A 20739-nucleotide genomic window follows, 5' to 3' on the forward strand; every position below is an offset into this window, starting at 1 on the left:
GCCTCAGCGCGGGCGGTAGCGGGCCACCGTGACCGAGGCGGTGACCTCGACGGTTTCCGGCAGGGCCGCGATGCGGGCCGCTCGTCGGCCGGCGGCGTGGTGGGCGGAGGGGCCCATGGCCACGACGTTCGTGATGTCGGGGCGGGCGAGTGTCATGGGGTACTCGACGAGGTCACTGCCGAGGCGGTCGAAGCGGCCGGACAGGGACTCGGCGAGGCGCGCGTCCTTGGCAGTGTCCACGGCCACCATGTCCAGCGGGGTGATCAACTCCGACAGGTGCCGGGGCGTCGGGGTGACGACGACGAACAAGCCGTCGGGGGCGAGGACCCGGGCCACCTCGTCCGGGTTGCGCGGCGCGAACACCGACAGGACGTGGCTCAGCGTGTCGTCCCGGACGGGCAGGCCGCGCCAGGCGTCGGCCAGCACCGACGCCGCCCGCGGGTGGGCGCGAGCGGCTCGCCGGGCGGCGGGCTTGGACACATCCAGCGCGATGCCGTGCGCGTGCGGCGCGGCGTCCAGGGCCGCGGCGAGGTAGTAGCCGGTCCCCGCGCCGATCTCCAGAATCGAACGCACCGGGGCGGAGGTCAGTGCCGCCGTCGCCGCGTCGGCGATCGGCGCGAAATGCCGGGCGCTCTGGAAGGCGGCCCGGGCGTCCAGCATGTCGGCGGTGTCGCCGGTCATCTTGGTCGACGCACCGGTCAGCAGGCTGACATAGCCCTGGCGGGCCAGGTCGAAGGCATGCCCCCGGGCACACCACAGCGAGCGGTCGCGCACGGCCGTGGCCGCTCCGCACTCGGGGCAGGCCAGTAACCGCGCGATCGCGGCGAGCGGCGAGGCGATGTCCGCTCGCGCCGGGTTCACCGGCATGGATCGAACGGGCGGTCAGCTGGTGACTTCGGTGAGCTCTTTGCCGAGGGCCGCGGCCTCTTCCGGCGTGAGCTCGACGACCAGACGCCCGCCACCCTCGAGTGGAACCCGCATGACGATTCCACGCCCTTCCTTGGTTGCCTCGAGGGGACCGTCCCCGGTGCGGGGCTTCATGGCCGCCATCCTCTGCTCCCTCCAGATCCGCGCGGTCTGCTGCGCACTTTCTTGGAACTCGTGTTGTCACCAACCGGTAGCCCACGCGCACGGCCGCGCCGCGCTCGAGGGGCTACACCACGCCTATTCTTCCTCATCACGGAACTGGGCGGGTACCTGAGTTCCAAAACCGACCGCCGTGGCGCGTGTTCAACCGCGCACATCGACCCAGCAATCGGCCAGATGATCATTCACCATTCCGGTCGCCTGCATCAATGCGTAAGCCGTCGTGGGTCCCACGAAACGGAATCCGCGCCGTTTGAGTTCCTTTGCGAGAGCAACCGATTCGGGTGTGACGGCGGGCACGTCGGCGAGCCGGTGCGGGCGCGGGCGGGCGGCCGGGGCGAACGACCACAGCAGCTCGTCCAGGCCGGGGGAGAGGTCCCGAGCAACCTTGGCGTTGGCGATGCAGGCCTCGATTTTGGCGCGATTGCGCACAATGCCGGGATCGGACAGCAGGCGGGCGGCGTCGGCCTCGGTGTAGCGGGCCACCCGGTCGATGGCGAACCCGTCGAACGCCGCGCGGAAGGCCGGCCGCTTGCGCAGGATGGTGATCCACGACAGCCCCGACTGGAACGCCTCCAGGCACATCCGTTCGAACAGGGCATCGTCGCCGTGCAGCTCCCGCCCCCACTCCTGATCGTGGTAATCCCGGTACAGCTGCGACGACTCCGCCCACCCGCACCGCACCCTGCCGTCGGAGACCTCGACCGGCGCGGCGCTCACTGCGCTCCCCGCTCGGACTGCGGCCCGGCAGGGGGAGGGGGCGGCTGCACCTGCGGTGTCACCGGCGCCTGCGAACCGTCCTCCGGTGCCGACCCGGTCGACGCGTCCCAGGCGGCCGGATGAGCGGTCGGCGGGCTGGTGAACGGGTTCGACTGCGCGTATCCGCTCGGCGGTGTGGGTTCCGGACTCGTGGGCTGCCCATATCCGCTCGCGTGTGCGCTACTGCCCGGGTGACCGTAGCCGGGTGACTGGGCGCTGTTGCCGCCCGGCTGGTTGTAGCCGGGTGGCTGGGTGCTGTTGCCGCTCGACTGGTCGTATCCGGGTGACTGGGTGCTGTTGCCACTCGACTGGTCGTATCCGGGTGGCTGGGTGTTATTGCCGCCCGACTGGTCGTATCGGGTCGGCGTGGATCCGGCGGAGCCTGGCTGCTCGTAGTGCGGCGATGCCGGGGCCGCGGTGCCGTTGGAAGGGAGACCGGGGTGGGGCTGCGGCGCGGTGAACGAGCCGGTGGGCGGGTGGGGCGCGGGGGCGTCTCCGCGCGCCTCGGCCAGCTGGTGTTCGAGTTCGTCGATGCGGGCGGCCAGCCGGGTGAGGGCCCAGTCGACCTCACCGGCCTTGTAGCCGCGGAACACCTGCTGGAAGCGCAGCGAGCGCACGTCGCTGCCGTGGATCGCGGTGGCGGGGAGCACGGTGGCCGTGGTGCCCTCGGGCAGCGGGCCAAGTTCCTCGCCCCGTCCGAACACGGCGGCGGCGACCAGGAACAGCAGCGCGGCCACCAGACCGACGATCAGCACGTACAACAGCAGCGTGAGCATAGGGACGAGGATATGTGCCACCCGTGACAGGTTCGACGCCCCCGACGCCGCGTGCCGTCCCCGTGTGCCGGCCCGCTTCCCCGAGACCGGTCCGGCACACGCGAAACATCAACCGCCCGTTCACCTTTCCCCGGTGCGCCGGAAGCAGTAGGCGGCCGCGGCCAGATACTGCCGGCAGCTGCCGCCGTGCCCGGCGTGCACGGTGAGGATGAACCGGGCCCGGTCGTAGGTCAGGTCGACGGGCTCGTGGGAGCAGTGGCGACTGGCCATCAACCACATGTCGCGAGTATCCGAGGGTGGTGCGTGCATCGGTGGTACCTCCGGGGTGGTGCGGGTGCACCCGGCGCCGCGTCACCGAAGGTCTCAGGATCGCCGCCCTCGGTTTCTGCGTCGAATTGCGAAGGATTTATCGCTGCGGCACCGGGTGCGCCTTCAACTTTCGCCGTATTCGGTCCGTTGCGAAATCGCGCAGCGTTGGTGTTGGTGTTGGCTTACTGTTGGCACACGGGTGCGAAACAGGGAGTTAACAATGGTGTTGGGTCGGCCCTGGACCGGATTCGAGGCCGTCGCATTGCAAGAGGCGACCCGGAAATCCGTGCGGGAGTTCGCCGCTCACCTCGGGGTGGAGATGACGACGGTGGCCAACTGGCGCTCCGGGCTGAGCGCGGTCACCCCGCGTCCGCTCACCCAGGAGTTGCTGGACACGCTGCTGGTGCAGGTCGGCGCCGAGGTGCGCGAGCGGTTCGAGCAGATACTGGCCGAGGGCGAGCAGGCGCTCGGCTCGCGCCGCCTGCCCGCGCGCCGCGCCGCGGCCGTGGCGGTGGGCGGCGTGCCCGCGCCCAATTCCGATGTCGCCCTGCTCTCGCGGCTCGACGACGCCCGGCTGGTGATCGATCGAACCCTCGCCGCGGGCACCGTCGGCACCGCCATGGTGGAACTGATGGAGGAGCGCGCCGCGGGCCGGATGCTCGCCTACACCCGCACGGCGCCGTCGGCGGTGTTGTCCACAGTGTTGCCGGATCTGCTGGAGGTGCAGTCGATTTCGACGCAGCGCCAGCCGGCGGCCATCCAGGCCCGGCTGTCGGAGATCACCGCGGTGCTCGGTCTGCTGATCGCCGACGCGCTGATGAAACTCGGCCAGATCGAGCGCGCCGACTACTGGTACGGCACCGCCCGGCTCGCCGCCGACGACACCGGGAACCGGCGGCTGCGCGCCCGGGTGCGCGCCCAGCACGCGATGCTGCCCTACTACTACGGCCGCCCCGAACAGGCGGTGCTGCTGGCCCGCGCCGCACAGGCGCAGCTACCCGAGATCGCCGACGACGCGACCGCGCTGGCCGCGGCCGCGGAGGCGCGCGCACTGGCCCGTCTCGGCGACGCCGACGGCGCCGATCTCGCCCTCACCCGGGCCCGGCAGCAGATCGACGAACTCGGCGACGCCGTCACCGACGAGGCCTTCCGGTTCAGCGAGAAGCGCCTGCTGCTCTACCAATCCGGCACCCTGACGAATCTGGGCCGCACCGCCGCCGCCCGGCGCGCCCAGGAACGCGGGCTGCGGCTCTACCGCGACAGTCCCGGCGTGGTGGTGGACCCGGCGCTGCTCGAACTCGACGCGGCGGTCTGCCACGCCCTCGACGGCGCCGTCGACGAGGCCTGCGCGCTGGCCGTGCGGGTGCTCACCACGCTCCCGCCGGAGCATCGCACCACGATCGTGACGACCCGCGCCGCGGCGGTGGTCGAGGCGATCCCCGAGCCGGGACGCGACCGCCGGGTGGTCGACGAATTGCGCCGGCTGGTCGCCGCGGGCCCGGGAGGACCGCGGTGATCACGGCGGCCGAGGCGGCGCGCGACCGGCGCGGCACCGCGGGGTTCACCGCGCAGCGCACCCGCTGGATTCTCGAACGCGCCTGTCGCGGAAGCGGTTTCGATCCGAGCGGGGCCGAGCTGCTGCGCCATCACACCAATGCCGTGTACCGGCTGGCGAGCGAGCCGGTGGTGGTGAAGATCGACCGGCCCAGCGGCGCGGCGGCGCCGGTGGACGTGGTGTCGCTGGTGCGCTGGCTGCGCACCCGCGACGTGCCGGCCGTGCCGCTCGCCGGCGCGGTGCAGCCGATCGAGATCGACGGGTGCGCCGTCACCTTCTGGCGCTATCTGCCGCAGCAGCGCGAGATCGTCGCCGCCGACCTGGCCGGTCCGCTGGCCCGGCTGCACGGCCTGCGCACCCGCCCCGCGCAGTGGCTGCCCACCCACCACCTCGCCGACACCTTCGCCCGCATCGCCCGCGCCATCGACGCCAATACGATCCTGCCGCCCAGCGATCGCCGCCTGCTGCGCGCCGAGCGCAACCGGCTGGCCGCCTGCCGCGACAAGATCGCCTACGTGCTGGCCCAGGGCCTCATCCACGGCGACGCCCACCATCGGAACACGCTGTGGGACAACACCTCCGATCGCGGCGTGCTGTGCGACTGGGAGAGCGTGGCGATCGGTCAGCCGGAATGGGACCTGGTGACCATCGAGGTGCACTGCCGCCGCTTCGCCCACCACCCCGGCGAATTCGACGGCTTCTGCCGCGACTACGGCTTCGACATCCGCGACTGGTCCGGCTTCACCTGGCTGCGCGACCTCCGCGAACTCCGCATGATCACCACCAACGCCTACAAATCGGCCCCGGGCTCCGCGAGCGCCCGAGAAGTACTGCGCCGCATCGAAGGATTGCGCAACGGCATCCCCCTCACCTGGAACATTCTGTAGCCCTGAACCCCACCCTCCGGCGGGCGGTTCTTACAGGTGGCGGGTGGTGTCGATGCCCAAGGACAGGCCCGCCAGGCCGCGGCGGCGGACCGCGAGCTTGTCGGCGATCTCGTTGAGGACCTTGGCGGCGGCGTCGTCGGGGTTGCGCAGGACGATGGGGGTGCCCTCGTCGCCGGCCTCGCGCAGTTCCTGGGTGAGCGGGATCTGGCCCAGCAGGGGGACGTCGGCGCCGACGGCGCGGGTGAGGCGGTCCGCGACGGACTGTCCGCCGCCGGAGCCGTAGAGCTCCATGCGAGAACCGTCGGGCAGATCCAGCCACGACATGTTCTCCACCACGCCCGCGATGCGCTGGCGGGTCTGCAGGGCGATCGCGCCCGCGCGCTCGGCCACCTCGGCGGCGGCCGCCTGCGGCGTGGTGACCACCAGGATCTCGGCGTTGGGGATCAGCTGCGCGATGGAGATGGCCACGTCGCCGGTGCCCGGCGGCAGATCGAGCAGCAGGATGTCCAGGTCTCCCCAGAACACGTCGGCGAGGAACTGCTGCAGCGCCCGGTGCAGCATCGGCCCGCGCCACACCACGGGCGTGTTGCCCTGGGTGAACATGGCGATCGAGATGACCTTCACGTCGTGCGCGACCGGCGGCATGATCATCCGCTCGACCTGGGTGGGCCGCTGGTCGGTGCCCAGCATGCGCGGCACCGAGTGGCCGTAGATGTCGGCGTCGAGCACACCGACCGACAGCCCCCGCGCGGCCATCGCGGCCGCCAGATTGACCGTCACGCTGGACTTCCCGACGCCGCCCTTGCCGGACGCCACCGCGTACACCCGGGTCAGCGAGCCGGGCTGGGCGAACGGGATCACCGGCTCGGCCGAATCGCCGCGCAGCTTCTTGCGCAGTTCGGTGCGCTGCTCGTCGTTCATCACGTCGAGATCGACGGACACGCCGCCGACACCGGGGACGTCGGCGACCGCCTTGGTCACCGATTCGGTCAGCGTGGTGCGCAGCGGGCAGGCCGCCGTCGTCAGATAGATCTCGACGTGGACGCTGCTGTCGGCGCCGACCGCGACGCTCTTCACCATGCCCAGCTCGGTGATCGGTTTGCGGATCTCCGGGTCGTTCACTTTCGCGAGGGCGCCCCGCACATCCGATTCCGTAACCACTGGCATGACGCCGAGTCTAGCGACGGCCCCCGCGGGCCCGACGACGGCGGCGGCTCAGATCCGGGGCAGCTGGCCGGGCTGCGGCGCCACGCCGGTGCGGTAGGCCACCTCCCACGCCATCACGTTGGCCACGTAGGCCATCGAGTTGTTGTAGCGCATGATGGCCCGCGACTGCTGGGACAGGTCGTTCATGTCCAGCCCGCGGTCGCACAGGTACTTGCCCGCGGTGAGGGCCGCGTCGAACAGGTTCTGCGGATCGGAGATGCCGTCGCCGTCGCCGTCGCCCGCGAACTTGCGCCAGGTCTCGGGCAGGAACTGCATCGGCCCGACGGCGCGGGTGTAGGAGGACATGCCGCCGTCGAGTTCGCCGTCGGTGGCGCGCACGACCTGGTTGCCGCCGAGGCTGCCGTCGAGCACCGGGCCGTAGATCGGGTCGAGCGGGTAGCCCTTCTCGTCCGCCTTGCCGTAGGCGTGGTGCGACTCCACCTGGCCGATGCCGGCCAGCAGCGACCACGGCATGTGGCAGTTCGGATTCTCCTGCGCCAGTACGCGTTCGGCGTTCCGGTAGGCCGCCTGCGCGATGCCCGGCAGCCCGAGCGGACCGGCCGGCAGCGAGGCCGGTGCCCGGCCGCTCGGCTGCGCAACGGTTTTCACGACCGGCGGGCCGGGATGCTTTGCGGCCCGGAGGAACCCGTCGGTGTCGGGCACCACGGCGGGCTCGGCGGCCGGCTCCGCGGCGCTCGGATCCTGTTGCAGCGCGGACAGAGTGGCGTGTTCGGCGGTGTTCACCTCCGCGGCCGACGCCGCGCTCACGGCGACGACCCCTGCGGGGACGAGTCCGGTCAAGGCGATAACGGATCCGCGGCCAACATTTCTAGCCGGCTGTTTGCGGTGACGTCCCACGGTGCGGTGGCCCTCCAATGCTCGTTGTGAGCTTTTCGTGACACAACGAGATCAGATTACCGCATCCGAGACCTTTTCGTTACTGCTTCGTGACCGTCTTTCCGTTTCGTCCGCGGACCACTGGTTATGGCGCCGGAGCGGGGGCGGGCAACGGGATCGTGATGCCGAACGGCAGCGTGATGCCCGGCGCGGCCGGCGCGGGCGCGGCCTGCGGGGCCGGGGCGGCTTGTTCGGCCGGGCCGGGTTCCGGTGTCTTGGTGGCTTCCTCGGCCTGTTGCTGCTCCGGTGCCGCCGCCTCGGGGGCCGGGGGTTGCGCCGGTGGCTGTGCGGGTGCGGGTTGCCCCGGGGCCGACTGTGCCTGGGGCGCGGCGCATCCCGCCGGTGTGTTCGGATCCCGCGGCGCGGCGCCGGGCGGCGCGGCGCCCGGCACCGGGCTCTGCGCGTCGGCGGGACTGCCCGGATCGCCCGGCGCCCACTGCCGCTGGACCGGGTCGCCCGGCTTCAGGGCCTCGGGCATCGGCGCCGGGACCGCCACCGCCGGATCGCACGGCTGCGGCGGGGGCGGCGGGCAGAAGATGCCGCACGGAATCGGCGGCAGGCCCGGGATATTGATCATCACCTGGGTCTGCGGCTGGGTCTGCGGGCGGACCTGCACCTGGCTCGGCGGCTCGACCGTGGTGGCGGCCGTCTCCGGCGGGGGCCCGGCCGGGAGGGTGTTGTTGACCGCGACCATCTCCGGACCGGTCGGCGCCTGCATGGCGCCCGGCGGGATCAGGTCGGGCGAGATGTTCACCTGGGTCGGCGTGCCGCCGGTCTTGTAGGCGTTGGACCAGCTGAGCACGTTGGCCGCGTAGGCCAGGGAGTTGTTGTAGCGCAGCACCGAACGCAGTTCCTGCTGCGGGTCGCGCAGGTCCAGCCCGCCCGAGCAGAGGTACTTGGCGGCGCCGAGCGTGGCGTCGAAGACGTTGTTCGGGTCGGCCACGCCGTCGCCGTTGCCGTCGGCGGAGTAGTGCGCCCAGGTGCCGGGAAGGAACTGCATCGGGCCGACGGCCCGCACGTATCCGCCGTCGGCGGCCTTGATGACCTCGTTGCCGGGCAGCGTGCCGTCCAGCGCCGGGCCGTAGATGGCGCCGATCGTGGTGCCCGCGGCGTCGGTGTGGCCGTTGCGGGCGTGACCCGATTCGATGCGGCCGATACCGGCCAGCAGGTGCCAGCTGATCCCGCAGTTCGGCGCCGAGGACTGCATCGCCAGCTCGGCGTTGCGGTAGGCGGCCAGCACGATCTCCGGAATGCCCAGGGCCCCACCGCCGGGCAGGGCGATGTCGCGCAGCGGCACGGTGCCGGCGAAGGGCGCGGCCCCGTCGGCGGGCGGGCTCATCGCGCGCAGCTTGCGCGGCGGTTCGGGTGCGGCCGGGACCAGGCCGGCCGTTTGGTCGGCCGCCGCGGTCTGCGTATCCGTCGACGACGTGGCGGCGGTCAGTTGTGCGTCCGGCGATTTGGGCGCGCTGGTGCGGACCGGCGTGTACGCCGTCGAGCCCGAGGCCATCAAACCCGCTACCACCAGCGCCGACACGGTAATCGGACCAGATATTCGCATCGGCACACCAATCCCCTCGTAGCCATTCGGTGACCGCCCCGCTACTGTCTGGGTCAGTCACTTCCCGCAACGTGATCCAGGTTACCCGGCGGTCAGCTCGTTGTTATCGATATTTGCGGTCAGTTGCCTTCGCTTTGTGGCGAAATCGGTACTCGACCCCTCTTTCTGTCGGTAGTCTTCCGCGTTTTGCTACTCGGCACAGAATCTTCACCGTTCAATGAGGTTTTCGGCTCCAGGCGCGCCAGGGCGTCCTTGATGTCGTCGAGCTCTCGGCGCAGATAGTCGCGGGTGGCGACCTCGCCCACCGCGATCCGCAGCGCCGCCAGCTCCCGGGCCAGGAACTCGGTGTCGGCCTTGGTCTGCGCGGCGCGGGCGCGGTCCTCCTCCAGCGCGACCCGGTCCCGGTTGTCCTGCCGGTTCTGCGCCAGCAGGATCAGCGGCGCGGCGTAGGCGGCCTGGGTGGAGAAGGCCAGATTGAGCAGGATGAACGGGTACGGATCCCAGCGCAGCCGCACGGCGAAGACGTTCAGCCCGATCCACACCACCACGATGACCGTCTGCAGCACCAGATAGCGCCCGGTGCCCAGGAACCGGGCGACGCGTTCGCTGCTGCGCGCCATCGCCTCCGCGTCGAAGTCGAAGCGGAACCGGTTCTCCACCGGCGTCTCCAGCCGGCCGCGGGGCTTCTCGCTGCGCTCGGTCACGGTCGCTCTCCTTCACCCTGGGCAGGCCGCGGGCCGGGCTCCGCGCCGATCGGGACGGCCTGCTCCTCGTCCTGCTCGCGCCAGTCCTCGGGCAGCAGGTGATCGAGGACGTCGTCGACGGTGACCGCGCCGAGCAGGTGGTTCTCCGCGTCCACCACCGGGCCGCAGACCAGGTTGTAGGTGGCGAAGTAGCGGGTCACCGCGGTCAGTGGATTGTCGGGGCCCAGGAAGGTCAGGTCCTTGTCGATGATGCCGCCGACCAGATTCGCGGGCGGCTCCCGCAGCAACTGCTGGATGTGCACGCAACCGAGGTAGCGGCCGGTCGGGGTGGCGGTCGGCGGGCGCACCACGAACACCATCGACGCCAGTGCCGGCGTCAGGTCCGGATCGCGCACCCGGGCCAGCGCCTCGGCGACGGTGGCGGCGGGGGTGAGCACCACCGGCGCGGGCGTCATCATGCCGCCCGCGGTGTAGGGGGAGTACTCGAGCAGGCGGCGCACCGGCTCGGATTCCTCCGGATCCATCAGGGCCAGCAGGGCTTCCGCCTCGCCGGTGGGCAGCTCGCCGAGCAGGTCGGCGGCGTCGTCGGGGTCCATCGCCTCGATGACGTCCGCCGCGCGCTCGACGCCCAGCTGCTTGACCACCTCGATCTGGTCGGTGTCGGGCAGCTCCTGCACCACGTCGGCGAGTCGCTCGTCGTCCAGGGCGCGGGCCAGTTCGATCCGCCGCTTCTTCGGCAGCCCGCGCATCAGGTGCGCGACGTCGGCGGCCCGCAGGCCCTCGTACTGCTCCAGCAGCGCGGTGACGCTCTGGCCCGGCAGATCCAGTTCCTGCTGGGTCAGGCCGCGCACGGCGGACCAGTCGACGACGTGCACCGTGCGCCGGCGGCCCAGGCGGCGATGCCCGCGCACCGCCACCCGCGACACCACCCAGTCGCGGGTGCGGGTCTGCTCGATGCCGAGATCGACGACGAACACGTCGACGCCCTGCACGTCGGGAAGTTCCGGATCCTCGACGCGCACCTTGGAGTCGAGAATCTGTGCCAGCGCCAGCATTTCGCCGGGCCGCTGCCCGAACCGGCGCAGGCTGACGGTGCCGGTGTTGAGCGTCACCGAGCCGGGCTCGACCGCCGTCACCCGCAGCATCGGCACGAAAATCCGCTTGCGCGTGGGCAGTTCCACGAGCAGCCCCAGCACCCGCGGCTGCTGGCGGTCGTAGCGGATGGAGATCACCGCGTCCCGGACCCGGCCGATAGACTCCCCGTCCGGACCCAGCACCACCAAGCCCGCCAGCCGGGCGGCGAAGACCTTCGTCGCTGCCATGGTGCAAGGCTATGCGGTGCAGCGCCCGAATCACGAACACCAGGAGCCGCGCATGTCAACTCGCCGAACCGGGCTGGCCCCCTCCCGACGCTCGGTGCTCGCCGTCCCCGGCAGCAACCCCAAGATGATCGAGAAGGCCAAGGGCCTGCCGGCCGACGAGATCTTCCTCGACCTCGAGGACGCGGTGGCCCCGGGCGCCAAGGCGACGGCCCGGGCCAACATCGTGGCGGCGCTCAACGAACCCGGGTGGGGCCAGCAGATCCGGGTGGTGCGGGTCAACGACTGGACCACCCAGTGGACCTACGCCGACGTCATCTCCGTGGTCGACGGCGCGGGCGCGGAACTCGACGCCCTGCTGCTGCCCAAGGTGACCGACGCCGGCCAGGTGCGCGCGCTGGATCTGCTGCTGACCCAGCTGGAGAAGTCGGGCGGGCTCGAGGTCGGCCGCATCGCGATCGAACCGCAGATCGAGAACGCCCAGGGCCTGCGCAACATCGACGAGATCGCCACGGCCAGCCCGCGGGTGCAGACGCTGGTGTTCGGCCCGGCGGACTTCATGGCCAGCATCAATATGCGCACGCTGGTGGTGGGCGAGCAGCCCGAGGGCTACGACACCGGCGACGCCTACCACCACATCCTGATGACGATCCTGCTCACCGCCCGCGCGCACGGACTGCAGGCGATCGACGGCCCCTACCTGCAGGTGCGCGACGCCGAAGGTTTCCGCCGGGCCGCGAACCGCACGGCCGCACTGGGTTTCGACGGCAAGTGGGTGCTGCACCCGAGCCAGATCGAACTCGCCAACGAGATCTTCTCGCCCCGCCAGGCCGACTACGACCGCGCCGAGGAGATCCTCGACGCCTACGCCTTCCACACCTCGGTCGAGGGCGGCGCGCGCGGGGCGGCCATGCTCGGCGACGAGATGATCGACGAGGCGAGCGCGAAGATGGCACAGGTGATCGCGGGCAAGGGCCGCGCGGCCGGGATGCGGCGCACCACCCGCTTCGTGCCGCCCGCGCCGGCGGATTGACCGGCCCGCGGCGGATCACACCCGGACGCGCCCACGCGCGGATGTGATGCTCGCCGCGCCCCGCCGCCCGCACGCATCCGCGCCCCTCGGCCGCCGTAGCGGGCGAATGCGCTGCCACAGGGCAGAACCGGACGTTTCGGGCCGAGGATCGGTAGCCGGGCCCACGCTGCGCGCGGGGTTCGGACACGCGGGCCGGATTGCGGCTTGTGGGCGCGAGATGCCCCCGCACCTAGCATGATGGGTGATATGACCAATCCGTTGGGGAACGCGAATCGCAATCGGCCGGGTCTGCCGACGCCGCCGTCGGGCTGGCCGGTCGGGTCGTATCCGACCTACGCCGAGGCGCAGCGGGCGGTCGACTATCTGGCCGACAACCAGTTCCCGGTGGAGAACGTGACCATCGTGGGCGTCGACCTGATGCAGGTCGAGCGGGTGCTGTACCGGCTGACCTGGGGCAAGGTCATCGGCGGCGGCATGGTGTCGGGCGCCTGGCTGGGCCTGTTCCTGGGTCTGCTGCTGAGCCTGTTCACCACCGGCGGCGCCCTCGGCCCGCTCGTGGTCGGCCTGGTCGGCGGTGTCATCTTCGGCGTCATCTCGACCTCGATCCCGTACGCCGCCACCCGCGGGCAGCGCGATTTCGCGTCCACCATGCAGCTGGTGGCCGGCCGCTACGACGTGCTGTGCGAGCCCAAGGCCGCCGAGCAGGCCCGCGACATGCTGGCGAAGCTGGCCCTGTAGTCGATGGACGTTCTCGGCGAGGTCCGGGCCGCGGCGCTCGGGCATTTCGGTGTGTCCGCGGCCGATTCGGCGTCGGTGACGTTCCTCGGGCTGGAACCGATCGAGATCCTGCGCATCCCCGACGGGGATCTCGTGCACTACGTGACGCTCGGCGGCGCCCGCCACCCGATGACCGATCCCACTGCGGCGCTGGCCGATCCGGAGCGCGGGCCGCGCGCGGAGCTGGTGCTGACGCTGCGCGGCGGCGTGGGCGGCCACGCCGGGCTGGCCAAGGGGCTGGGCATCCTGATCGCCGCGCCCGCCGTGGAAGGCGTTGTGCTGCAACAGGACGCGCTGCTGGATCTCGGTGAACCGCTGTGGCGCGACGCGCCGTTCACCGCGGCGCTGCTGGGCGCCGCCGACCTGCCCGAGGTGCCCCTCCCCGAACCGGCGGAGCCAGTGCGGTTCCTGTCGGTCACGCCGATCACCGCCACCGAGGCGGCGTGGGTCCGGGTGCGCGGTGCGGGCGCGCTGCGCGACGCTTGGTCGGAGGCGGGGATCGATGTCCGCGATCCGGGTCGAGGCGCGGCGAACCTGTAGCGCGGCAACCGTTTTCGCCCTGCGCCCCGTCATCCCGGCGCGCAACCCGTCATCCCGGCGCGCTTTTGGCCGGGATCCACAATGGATCCCGGCCAAAACCATGCCGGGATGACGGCGGGGGCCTACAACCAGTGGTTGCGGCGCAGGGTGTACAGCAGGCCGCCGCACACCACCAGGATGATCGCCCAGACCATCGGATAGCCGTAGCGCCAATGCAATTCTGGCATGACGTCGAAATTCATGCCGTAGATGCCGGCGGTCATGGTCGGCACCGCCGCGATGGCCACCCACGCGGAGATCTTGCGCATGTCGGTGTTCTGCTGCACGCTCACCTTCGCCAGCACGGCGTTGATCAGCGCGCTCAGCAGTTCGTCGAAGTCGCTGATGCGCTCGGCGGCCGCGGTGTGGTGGTCGGCGACGTCGCGCAGATAGCGCCGAATCTCCTTGGGCAGCGGCAGATCCGTGCCGCGCGCGAGCATCTGCAGCGGGATCGAGAGCGGATTCACCGCGCGGCGCAGTTCCACCACCTCGCGCTTGAGCTGGTAGACCGCCTCGGTGGTGAGGCGGGTGCGCGGCGTGAAGACCGCCTCCTCCATCTCCTCGACGTCGTCCTCGATCTCCTGGGTGACCGAGAGGTAGGAGTCCACCACGTGGTCGGCGATGGCGTGCAGCACCGCGCCGGGCCCCAGTGCCAGGCGCTCCGGGTTGTCCTCCAGCTCGTGGCGGACGCCGTGCAGGCCGGTGTGGTCGCCGTGCCGCACGGTGATCACGAAATCCCGGCCCATGAAGATCATGATCTCGCCGGTCTCGACGATCTCGCTGACCGCGTGCAGGTCGTGCTCCACGTATTTCACCGTGCGCAGCACCAGGAACAGCACGTCGTCGTAGCGTTCCAGTTTGGGGCGCTGCCGGGCGTGCACGGCGTCCTCGGCCGCCAGCGCGTGCAGCCCGAACGTCGCTGCCACATCGGCCATCTGGGCCTCGTCGGGGGCGTGCAGCCCGATCCACACGAAGCCCGCGCCGCGCTCGCGCACCTCGGCGAGCGCCTGGGCGTGGGTGAACCGGCCCGCCAGCCGGTGGCCGTCCACGTAGACCGCGCAGTCGATGATGGCCCGCGCGGTCGGCACCGGGATGCGGGGCAGCGGGCGGTCGGATTTCGCACGCGCGCGAAACGACGGCAGTGGCGGAATCTGCGGCATTGCCTGGATGCTAGTCGGCCGCCGCGGCGCGGGCCGGAGGCAGCACGCTGATGGCCGCCGCCGCACCGCCGTTCGGCAAGATGGTCAGGGTGCGCATCGACCTGCATACCCATTCCACGGCCTCCGACGGCACGGACACCCCGGCCGAACTGGTTTGCAACGCCGCCGCGGCGGGGCTGGACGTGGTCGCGATCACCGACCACGACACCACCTCCGGCTGGGCGGCGGCCGCCGACGCCCTACCCCCGGGCCTGACGCTGGTGCGCGGGATGGAGATGTCGTGCGTGGGCCTCGGGGAGGACGGCCGGCCGGTGCCCGTGCATTTGCTGGCCTACCTGTTCGACCCCGCCGACGCCGCCTTCGCCCGGGAGCGCGAGCGGCTGCGCGCCGAACGCGCCGAGCGGGTGCGCACGATGGCCGCGCGGATGGCCGCCGACGGCCTGCCCGTCGACCCGGACGAGGTGCTGGCCGCGGCGGGCCCGTCGGCCGGGCGCCCGCACCTGGCTCGCGCCCTGGTGGCCGCGGGCGTGGTACCGACCGTGGACGCGGCCTTCGTGGAGCTGCTGGCTCCGGGCGGCCGGTACTACGTGGAGAAGGCCGACACCCCGCTGCGCCGCGCGGTCGAGATGGTCGCTGCCGCGGGCGGGGTGACGGTGGTGGCGCACGCTCGCGCCCGGACCCGCGGTCGGCTGCTGGCCCTCGACGACATCCGCGACCTGGCCGCGATCGGGCTGGGCGGTCTGGAGGTCGACCACCCCGACCACAACGACCCCGACCGCGCCCTGCTGGGCGAGCTGGCCGCGGAGCTGGGCCTGTTCGTCACCGGCTCCTCCGACTACCACGGGGCCAACAAGACCATCGGTCTCGGTCGGTTCACCACCGCGCCCGATCAATTCGAGGAACTGGTGGGCAAGGCCTCCGGGGTTCCGGTGATCGCGGCGTGAACCGGCGCGACGGAGCGAAGCGCGAGGCCGCGCGATGAGGGTGCTGCGGGCGGTGAGCGGTGTCGTGGCCGGCGGCCTGGTGATGCTGACGCTGGTGTTGATCGGCGCGGCGCTGGTGGCCGACCGGCGCGGGTTTCCGGGGCCGGGCGCCGAGATGCTCGGCTGGCATATCGGGCTGTCTGCGGTGGCGGTCGCGGCGCAAATTTTCACCGACCGCCGTAGGGGTTTCGTTGCCCTTTTCGGAGCCGCGGTCGTTTTTGTGACGGCGGGTTACCTGTTGGTTACGCAATGGTGGAATTGAGCCTCGCGTAACGGTTGCGGTCGAATGAATTGTGGCCGAATATTTTTCTTTGTGAGTGCGACAGCGGCCGATGTGCTGGTACTCGGCGGAGGCCCCGCCGGGGCCTGGGCCGCGCTCGCCGCCGCACACGCCGGAGCCCGCGTGGTACTGGTCGACAAGGGCCGCTGCGGCAGCAGCGGCCCGACCGCGAAAGGCACTGCGGCCCTGTGGCACATCCCGCCGGGAGCGGCCCGCGAGGAGGCGGTGCGGCGCGGTTATCAGCACGGCGAATATCTCGGCGATCCGGAATGGATGCACCGGGTGCTGGCGGAAACGCATCGGCGGGTCGAACAACTGGTGTGCTGGGGATATCGCTTTCCGGGTGAACGGGCCGGGCGCCCGTCGCGGGTCTGCTTGAACGGCTCCCGATATCTCGGCCGCCTGCGCCGCAGTCTCGTCGTGGCCGGCGTGCGCATTCTCGACCACCATCCCGCCCTGCAATTACTCGTCGATTCCGACGGCGTGGTTTCCGGCGCGTCCGGGGTGCGCCTGCGCGACGATTTCCGCCCGTGGTCGGTGCGCGCTGGGGCGGTGGTGCTGGCGACGGGCGGCTGCGCCTTCCTGTCGGGCGGCGCGGGCAGCGACGTCGACACCGGCGACGGCCTGCTGATGGCGGCCGAGGTCGGCGGGGAACTGTCGGGCATGGAGTTCTCCAACGCCTACGCCCTCGCGCCGGCCGCCGATCTGGGCCTGGCCGCGGTCGCCGACGAGATGCCCGGCCCGGTCCCGGCGCCCGCGCCGGATCTGGCGCTGCACTTCGCCACCCTCTACGACGAATCCGGCGCGGTGCTCGGCGACGGCGACCTCGGCTCGCGGGCCGAGGCGTTCGCCGCGCTCGCCGACGGCCGCCGCGTGTATGCCGCGCTGGACGAGATTCCCGGCCCGCTGCGCAAACAGCTGGCGCGGATGCCGTGGTTCGCCGCGCAGGGCCGCGATCCGGTGCGGGTCCCGCTGCGGGCCGTGCTGGAAGGCACCGTGCGCGGCACCGGTGGCGTGCGCCTGTCCGGATTCGATTGCGCCACAACGGTTCCCGGCCTCTTCGGAGCCGGTGACGTGACCACCCGCGAGCCCGTCACCGGCGCGGTCGGGGGCTTCGGCGGGCAGGGCGGGGCCTGGGCGATGTCGTCGGGGGTGTGGGCCGGCGCGGGTGCGGCGCGGTTCGCCGGCTCCCGGGGTGCGCCGGACCGGGCCCGGCCCGCGCCCGGTGCGGGCCTCAACGAGGCGGCGGGCATCGATCCGCGCGCGATCGTCGGCCTGGTGCAGGAACACACGCTGCCGCTGCGGCGCAGCTACTGGCGCAACGCGGGCACGCTGCGCGACAGCATCGCCGAACTCGACGACATGTGGCCGGTCACCCAGGTCGATCTCGGCGGCCGCGGCCCGCAGCGCGTCCGCGCCCGCCAGGCGGCGGCGCTGCTGGCGGTGGCGCGGTGGACCAAATACAGTGCGCTGGCCCGCACCGAGACGCGGGGCATGCATCGGCGCACCGACCATCCGGGCCCGGCCGGCGACTGGCAGGTCCGGCTGCGCGCCGGCGGGGTGGCGACGGTGTGGGTGCGGCCGGAGCAGTGCGATCCGGGGCAGGCGCCGCAGCGGGCGGACCTGACGCCCGCGTAGCGGCCTGTGGCAGCCGCCGGTCACGACCGCGCGTCACCGGCGTCTCGACCTCACACCGACCCGGCCTCGGGCGGTGCGACAGTTCACCTTCATCGGCCGCCGAGCTGCGAGTTTCCCCTTACCCAGGGGTAATTCGCGGCGGCTACCCTCGGAAGATGGCAGAACCCACCGCGCGGCGATTTGGCAAGCCGCCGCCCCGGCTGGCAGAATGTTGCGGATTCCCGGCCGACGCCACCGCCCGGTCCGGGACGGTCGGTGAACTTCGATCCGTGACGAACGGCTCCGGATCGCGCATCACCCCACTGCATTGCCCGGACCCACCCGTCCGGTTCTCGCTCGACAGATCCGTGCAGCGACCCGTGAACCGAAACGCCGTCATGCCCGTGCGGCTTGCCGCGATATAGCTACTCCGGGGTATGGTCCGGCGCCGGCGAGCGTGCGTCGCGCACCCTGCGAGTAACCCGTAAAACCCCTAATCCCGATACCCGGCGGTAACCGTCAGCCGGGCTAGCCACCACCGAGCAGGAGTGAGATCGTGTCACCCGTGACTGACGCACCGAATGCCGCCACGGCGAGCCGCGAGAATGATGCGGCCAGCCTCTCCGCCATTACGCACGAAGAGATTTTCGCGGGCCATCTCGGGGGCAAGCTCTCGGTGGAACTGGCCGCTCCGCTGGACACCCAGCGCGATCTGTCCATCGCCTACACCCCGGGCGTCGCCCAGGTCAGCCGCGCCATCGCCAAGGATGAGCAGCTGGCCAAGCGCTACACCTGGACCGACCGTCTGGTCGTCGTCGTCTCCGACGGCACCGCCGTGCTCGGCCTCGGCGACATCGGCCCGCGCGCGTCGCTGCCGGTGATGGAGGGCAAGGCCGCGCTGTTCAAGAAGTTCGCCGGCCTGGACTCGATCCCGCTGGTGCTCGACACCAAGGATGTCGACGAGATCGTCGAGACGCTGATCCGGCTGCGCCCGAGCTTCGGCGCGGTGAACCTGGAGGACATCTCCGCCCCGCGCTGCTTCGAGATCGAGCGCCGCGTCGTCGAGGCGCTGGACTGCCCGGTCATGCACGACGACCAGCACGGCACCGCCATCGTGGTGCTCGCCGCCCTCAACGGCGCGGCCAAGGTGCTCGGCCGCGACATCTCGGGCATGAAGGTGGTGGTGTCCGGCGCCGGCGCGGCCGGTGTGGCGTGCACCAACATCCTGCTGGCGGCGGGCGTCTCCGACATCGTGGTGCTGGACTCGCGCGGCATCGTGAGCCGGGACCGCGGCGACCTCAACTCGGTGAAGGCGGACCTGGCGCAGCGCACCAACCCGCGCGCGCTGTCCGGCGGCCCGGCCGAGGCGATGTCCGGAGCGGATGTGTTCCTGGGCCTGTCGGCGGGCACCATCGCCGAGGACCTGATCGCCTCGATGGCGCCGGATTCGGTCGTGTTCGCGATGTCCAACCCGGACCCGGAGATCCACCCAGAGGTGGCGCACAAGTACGCCGCCGTGGTGGCCACCGGCCGCAGCGACTTCCCCAACCAGATCAACAACGTGCTGGCGTTCCCCGGCGTGTTCAAGGGTGCGCTGGACGCGGGCGCCCGCCGGATCACCGAGGGCATGAAGGTGGCCGCGGCCAACGCGATCTTCAGCGTGGTGGCCGACGAGCTGGCCCCCGACAAGATCATCCCGAGCCCCCTGGACCCGCGGGTCGCGCCGGCGGTGGCCGAGGCCGTCGCCGCCACCGCGCGTGCGGAAGGCGTTGCGTAACAGTCACTTTCAGTAGTCGAAGGCGCTCGTGCAATGGCGGACGAGCGCCTTTCGCGCGCCTGGGGCCGGTAGCCGGTGGCACGGGAGTCAATCGGTGTTGGGGTGGCGGCGGAGGCGGCCGGTGCCGGGGGCGCTGGCCCACACTACGAAGGCGAGCAATCCGTCCAGTGCGAGGGCCAGTGCGGCGACGAGTAGAGCGCCGACCAGCACGCGGTCGTATTTGTAGAGGCTGATGCCGTCGAAGATGTAGCGGCCCAGGCCGCCGAGGTTCACGTAGGCGGCGATGGTGGCGGTCGCGACGACTTGCAAAGTGGCCGAGCGCAATCCGGTCAACAGCACCGGGAGGGCATTGGGCACCTCCACGCGCAGCAGCACCTGGCGTTCGGTCATCCCCATCGCGCGGGAGGCGTCGACCACGTCCGGATCCACGTTGGCGATTCCGGCGTAGGCGCCCGCGAGCAGCGGCGGGATGCCGACGGTGACCAGCGCGAGCAGCGGCGGGATCAGCCCGAGTCCGAGCAGCAGCACCACGAAGGTGAGCAGCCCCAGGGTGGGCAGCGCGCGCATGGCGTTGGCGAAGCCGACGATCAGGGCCGCGCCGCGCCGGGTGTGGCCGATGAGCAGGCCGACCGGCACGGCGATCACCGCCGACAGCGCGACGGCCAGGAAGCTGTACCAGAGGTGCTCCAGCAGCCGGTGGTCGATCCCGGCGGGGCCGCCCCAGTTCGCGGCGTCGGTGAGATAGCGCCAGGCATCGGTGAAAAGGTTCACGCCCCTGCGCCTTTCGCCGGATCGACGGCGACGCGCAGCCGCCGCGCCAGGGTGGGCCGCGTGGTCCGCAGCCACGGCGTGCACCACCGGCCGAGCAGGAACAGCACCCGGTCCACGAGCAACGCCAGCACCAGCACCACGATGATCCCGGCGACGATCTCGTCCGGGTAGTCGCGCTGGTAGCCCTGGGTGAACAGCTTGCCGAGCCCGCCCACGCCGATCAGCGCGCCGACGGTCACCATCGAGATGTTCGTGACCGCGACGACCCGCAGGTTCGCCACGAAAACCGGGAGCGCCAAAGGGAATTCGACCGTCAGCGCGCGGCGCGGCCGGGAGTAGCCGATGGCGTCGGCGGCGTCGAGCACGGCGGCGGACACCGAGTCCAGCGCGGCCGGCACCGCGATCACCAGCAGCGCCACCGAGTAGACGCTCAGCGCGATGACCACGTTCAGCGGATCGATGGCGGGGATCCCGGCGAGCGGCGGGATGATCACGAACAGCGCCAGCGACGGAACCGTGTAGGCGATCCCGGCCAGGGTCACGCCGGTCCGCCGCAGCCAGGGCACGCGCCGGATCAGCGTGCCGACCGGCACGGCGATCACGAGGCCGATCAGCAGCGGCACCAGCGCCAGCGCGAGGTGGGTGCGCGCGAATCCCGCGATCTCGGCGAAGTTGTCGATCAGGTACCGCACGGCCGCCTCCCCGC

Annotated in this window: 22 protein-coding genes; 9 read left to right on the top strand and 13 right to left on the bottom strand. The window is 71.6% G+C overall.

The window, feature by feature from the left end; translation table 11 throughout:
- Positions 1–3: 3 nt before the first annotated feature.
- The 5 genes from IU476_RS23795 to IU476_RS23815 form a co-directional block, all read right to left on the bottom strand.
- Positions 4–867: a putative RNA methyltransferase gene (locus IU476_RS23795; protein WP_195103579.1), complete on the bottom strand. Its 864-nt coding sequence runs from the start codon at positions 865–867 to the stop codon at positions 4–6.
- A 15-nt stretch (positions 868–882) separates the two neighbouring features.
- Positions 883–1050 carry a DUF3117 domain-containing protein gene (locus tag IU476_RS23800; RefSeq protein ID WP_019929283.1) on the bottom strand — a complete coding sequence of 56 codons (168 nt, stop codon included), beginning with the start codon at positions 1048–1050 and terminating at the stop codon, positions 883–885.
- Between the two features lie 180 nt (positions 1051–1230).
- On the bottom strand, positions 1231–1806 hold the full coding sequence (locus IU476_RS23805; protein WP_195103581.1) for a DNA-3-methyladenine glycosylase I: 576 nt from the start codon (positions 1804–1806) through the stop codon (positions 1231–1233).
- The gene (locus tag IU476_RS37385; protein ID WP_438944056.1) at positions 1803–2621 is read right to left on the bottom strand and encodes a DivIVA domain-containing protein; all 819 of its coding nucleotides are present in this window, start codon (positions 2619–2621) and stop codon (positions 1803–1805) included. The genes IU476_RS23805 and IU476_RS37385 overlap by 4 nt, the downstream gene beginning before the upstream one ends.
- 120 nt (positions 2622–2741) lie before the next feature.
- On the bottom strand, positions 2742–2930 hold the full coding sequence (locus IU476_RS23815; protein WP_195104028.1) for a hypothetical protein: 189 nt from the start codon (positions 2928–2930) through the stop codon (positions 2742–2744).
- Between the two features lie 220 nt (positions 2931–3150).
- On the opposite strand from IU476_RS23815, the gene IU476_RS23820 reads away from it, so the two are divergent.
- Positions 3151–4446, top strand: coding sequence for an NsdA family TPR-like regulatory protein (locus IU476_RS23820; RefSeq protein WP_195103583.1), 1296 nt, complete (start codon positions 3151–3153; stop codon positions 4444–4446).
- On the top strand, positions 4443–5372 hold the full coding sequence (locus tag IU476_RS23825; RefSeq protein WP_324194241.1) for a phosphotransferase family protein: 930 nt from the start codon (positions 4443–4445) through the stop codon (positions 5370–5372). Before IU476_RS23820 ends, IU476_RS23825 begins: the two co-directional genes overlap by 4 nt.
- Before the next feature lie 30 nt (positions 5373–5402).
- On the opposite strand, the gene IU476_RS23830 is transcribed toward IU476_RS23825, so the two are convergent.
- The 5 genes from IU476_RS23830 to IU476_RS23850 all read right to left on the bottom strand — a co-directional run bounded on the left by IU476_RS23830 (position 5403) and on the right by IU476_RS23850 (position 11059).
- Positions 5403–6539 carry an Mrp/NBP35 family ATP-binding protein gene (locus IU476_RS23830; RefSeq protein WP_195103585.1) on the bottom strand — a complete coding sequence of 379 codons (1137 nt, stop codon included), beginning with the start codon at positions 6537–6539 and terminating at the stop codon, positions 5403–5405.
- Positions 6540–6587: 48 nt separating this feature from the next.
- Entirely contained in the window at positions 6588–7436 is an 849-nt protein-coding gene (locus tag IU476_RS23835) for a lytic transglycosylase domain-containing protein (protein WP_195103587.1), read from the bottom strand.
- Positions 7437–7560: 124 nt separating this feature from the next.
- A complete protein-coding gene (locus tag IU476_RS23840) occupies positions 7561–9033 on the bottom strand; it encodes a lytic transglycosylase domain-containing protein (RefSeq protein ID WP_195103589.1) in 1473 nt (490 codons plus the stop codon).
- Positions 9034–9152: 119 nt separating this feature from the next.
- Complete coding sequence (locus tag IU476_RS23845; RefSeq protein WP_195103590.1) at positions 9153–9737, bottom strand: DUF1003 domain-containing protein; 585 nt, start codon at positions 9735–9737, stop codon at positions 9153–9155.
- The gene (locus IU476_RS23850) at positions 9734–11059 is read right to left on the bottom strand and encodes a magnesium transporter MgtE N-terminal domain-containing protein (protein WP_195103592.1); all 1326 of its coding nucleotides are present in this window, start codon (positions 11057–11059) and stop codon (positions 9734–9736) included. The genes IU476_RS23845 and IU476_RS23850 overlap by 4 nt, the downstream gene beginning before the upstream one ends.
- Positions 11060–11111: 52 nt before the next feature.
- On the opposite strand from IU476_RS23850, the gene IU476_RS23855 reads away from it, so the two are divergent.
- From IU476_RS23855 to IU476_RS23865, 3 genes are all read left to right on the top strand, one after another.
- Complete coding sequence (locus IU476_RS23855; RefSeq protein WP_195103593.1) at positions 11112–12089, top strand: HpcH/HpaI aldolase/citrate lyase family protein; 978 nt, start codon at positions 11112–11114, stop codon at positions 12087–12089.
- A gap of 246 nt (positions 12090–12335) precedes the next feature.
- Positions 12336–12827 (top strand): YflT domain-containing protein, encoded by a 492-nt coding sequence (locus tag IU476_RS23860; protein ID WP_195103594.1) that lies wholly within the window; start codon positions 12336–12338, stop codon positions 12825–12827.
- Between the two features lie 3 nt (positions 12828–12830).
- Positions 12831–13406: a suppressor of fused domain protein gene (locus IU476_RS23865; protein WP_195103595.1), complete on the top strand. Its 576-nt coding sequence runs from the start codon at positions 12831–12833 to the stop codon at positions 13404–13406.
- A 122-nt stretch (positions 13407–13528) separates the two neighbouring features.
- On the opposite strand, the gene IU476_RS23870 is transcribed toward IU476_RS23865, so the two are convergent.
- Complete coding sequence (locus IU476_RS23870) at positions 13529–14605, bottom strand: magnesium and cobalt transport protein CorA (protein WP_195103596.1); 1077 nt, start codon at positions 14603–14605, stop codon at positions 13529–13531.
- Between the two features lie 89 nt (positions 14606–14694).
- Here IU476_RS23870 and IU476_RS23875 point away from each other — a divergent pair, with 89 nt between their 5' ends.
- The 4 genes from IU476_RS23875 to IU476_RS23890 all read left to right on the top strand — a co-directional run bounded on the left by IU476_RS23875 (position 14695) and on the right by IU476_RS23890 (position 19262).
- On the top strand, positions 14695–15549 hold the full coding sequence (locus tag IU476_RS23875) for a PHP domain-containing protein (RefSeq protein ID WP_195103966.1): 855 nt from the start codon (positions 14695–14697) through the stop codon (positions 15547–15549).
- Positions 15550–15601: 52 nt separating this feature from the next.
- The gene (locus tag IU476_RS23880) at positions 15602–15850 is read left to right on the top strand and encodes a hypothetical protein (RefSeq protein WP_324194242.1); all 249 of its coding nucleotides are present in this window, start codon (positions 15602–15604) and stop codon (positions 15848–15850) included.
- Positions 15851–15901: 51 nt separating this feature from the next.
- The gene (locus IU476_RS23885; RefSeq protein WP_324194243.1) at positions 15902–17506 is read left to right on the top strand and encodes an FAD-binding protein; all 1605 of its coding nucleotides are present in this window, start codon (positions 15902–15904) and stop codon (positions 17504–17506) included.
- A gap of 544 nt (positions 17507–18050) precedes the next feature.
- Positions 18051–19262, top strand: coding sequence for an NAD(P)-dependent malic enzyme (locus IU476_RS23890; protein WP_195103601.1), 1212 nt, complete (start codon positions 18051–18053; stop codon positions 19260–19262).
- Positions 19263–19349: 87 nt separating this feature from the next.
- On the opposite strand, the gene IU476_RS23895 is transcribed toward IU476_RS23890, so the two are convergent.
- Positions 19350–20033 carry an ABC transporter permease gene (locus tag IU476_RS23895; protein WP_195103603.1) on the bottom strand — a complete coding sequence of 228 codons (684 nt, stop codon included), beginning with the start codon at positions 20031–20033 and terminating at the stop codon, positions 19350–19352.
- Complete coding sequence (locus IU476_RS23900) at positions 20030–20725, bottom strand: ABC transporter permease (RefSeq protein ID WP_195103605.1); 696 nt, start codon at positions 20723–20725, stop codon at positions 20030–20032. The genes IU476_RS23895 and IU476_RS23900 overlap by 4 nt, the downstream gene beginning before the upstream one ends.
- Positions 20726–20739: the final 14 nt, after the last annotated feature.

The organism is Nocardia blacklockiae, assembly GCF_015477355.1.
GTDB lineage: Bacteria > Actinomycetota > Actinomycetes > Mycobacteriales > Mycobacteriaceae > Nocardia > Nocardia blacklockiae.

What these genes read in the sequence shown, in the direction of transcription:
- IU476_RS23795 (WP_195103579.1), bottom strand. Translation starts at nt 867, where the DNA reads ATGCCGGTGAACCCGGCGCGAGCGGACATCGCCTCGCCGCTCGCCGCG.
- IU476_RS23800 (WP_019929283.1), bottom strand. Translation starts at nt 1,050, where the DNA reads ATGGCGGCCATGAAGCCCCGCACCGGGGACGGTCCCCTCGAGGCAACC.
- IU476_RS37385 (WP_438944056.1), bottom strand. Translation starts at nt 2,621, where the DNA reads ATGCTCACGCTGCTGTTGTACGTGCTGATCGTCGGTCTGGTGGCCGCG.
- IU476_RS23815 (WP_195104028.1), bottom strand. Translation starts at nt 2,930, where the DNA reads ATGCACGCACCACCCTCGGATACTCGCGACATGTGGTTGATGGCCAGT.
- IU476_RS23820 (WP_195103583.1), top strand. Translation starts at nt 3,151, where the DNA reads ATGGTGTTGGGTCGGCCCTGGACCGGATTCGAGGCCGTCGCATTGCAA.
- IU476_RS23830 (WP_195103585.1), bottom strand. Translation starts at nt 6,539, where the DNA reads ATGCCAGTGGTTACGGAATCGGATGTGCGGGGCGCCCTCGCGAAAGTG.
- IU476_RS23840 (WP_195103589.1), bottom strand. Translation starts at nt 9,033, where the DNA reads ATGCGAATATCTGGTCCGATTACCGTGTCGGCGCTGGTGGTAGCGGGT.
- IU476_RS23850 (WP_195103592.1), bottom strand. Translation starts at nt 11,059, where the DNA reads ATGGCAGCGACGAAGGTCTTCGCCGCCCGGCTGGCGGGCTTGGTGGTG.
- IU476_RS23855 (WP_195103593.1), top strand. Translation starts at nt 11,112, where the DNA reads ATGTCAACTCGCCGAACCGGGCTGGCCCCCTCCCGACGCTCGGTGCTC.
- IU476_RS23860 (WP_195103594.1), top strand. Translation starts at nt 12,336, where the DNA reads ATGACCAATCCGTTGGGGAACGCGAATCGCAATCGGCCGGGTCTGCCG.
- IU476_RS23865 (WP_195103595.1), top strand. Translation starts at nt 12,831, where the DNA reads ATGGACGTTCTCGGCGAGGTCCGGGCCGCGGCGCTCGGGCATTTCGGT.
- IU476_RS23870 (WP_195103596.1), bottom strand. Translation starts at nt 14,605, where the DNA reads ATGCCGCAGATTCCGCCACTGCCGTCGTTTCGCGCGCGTGCGAAATCC.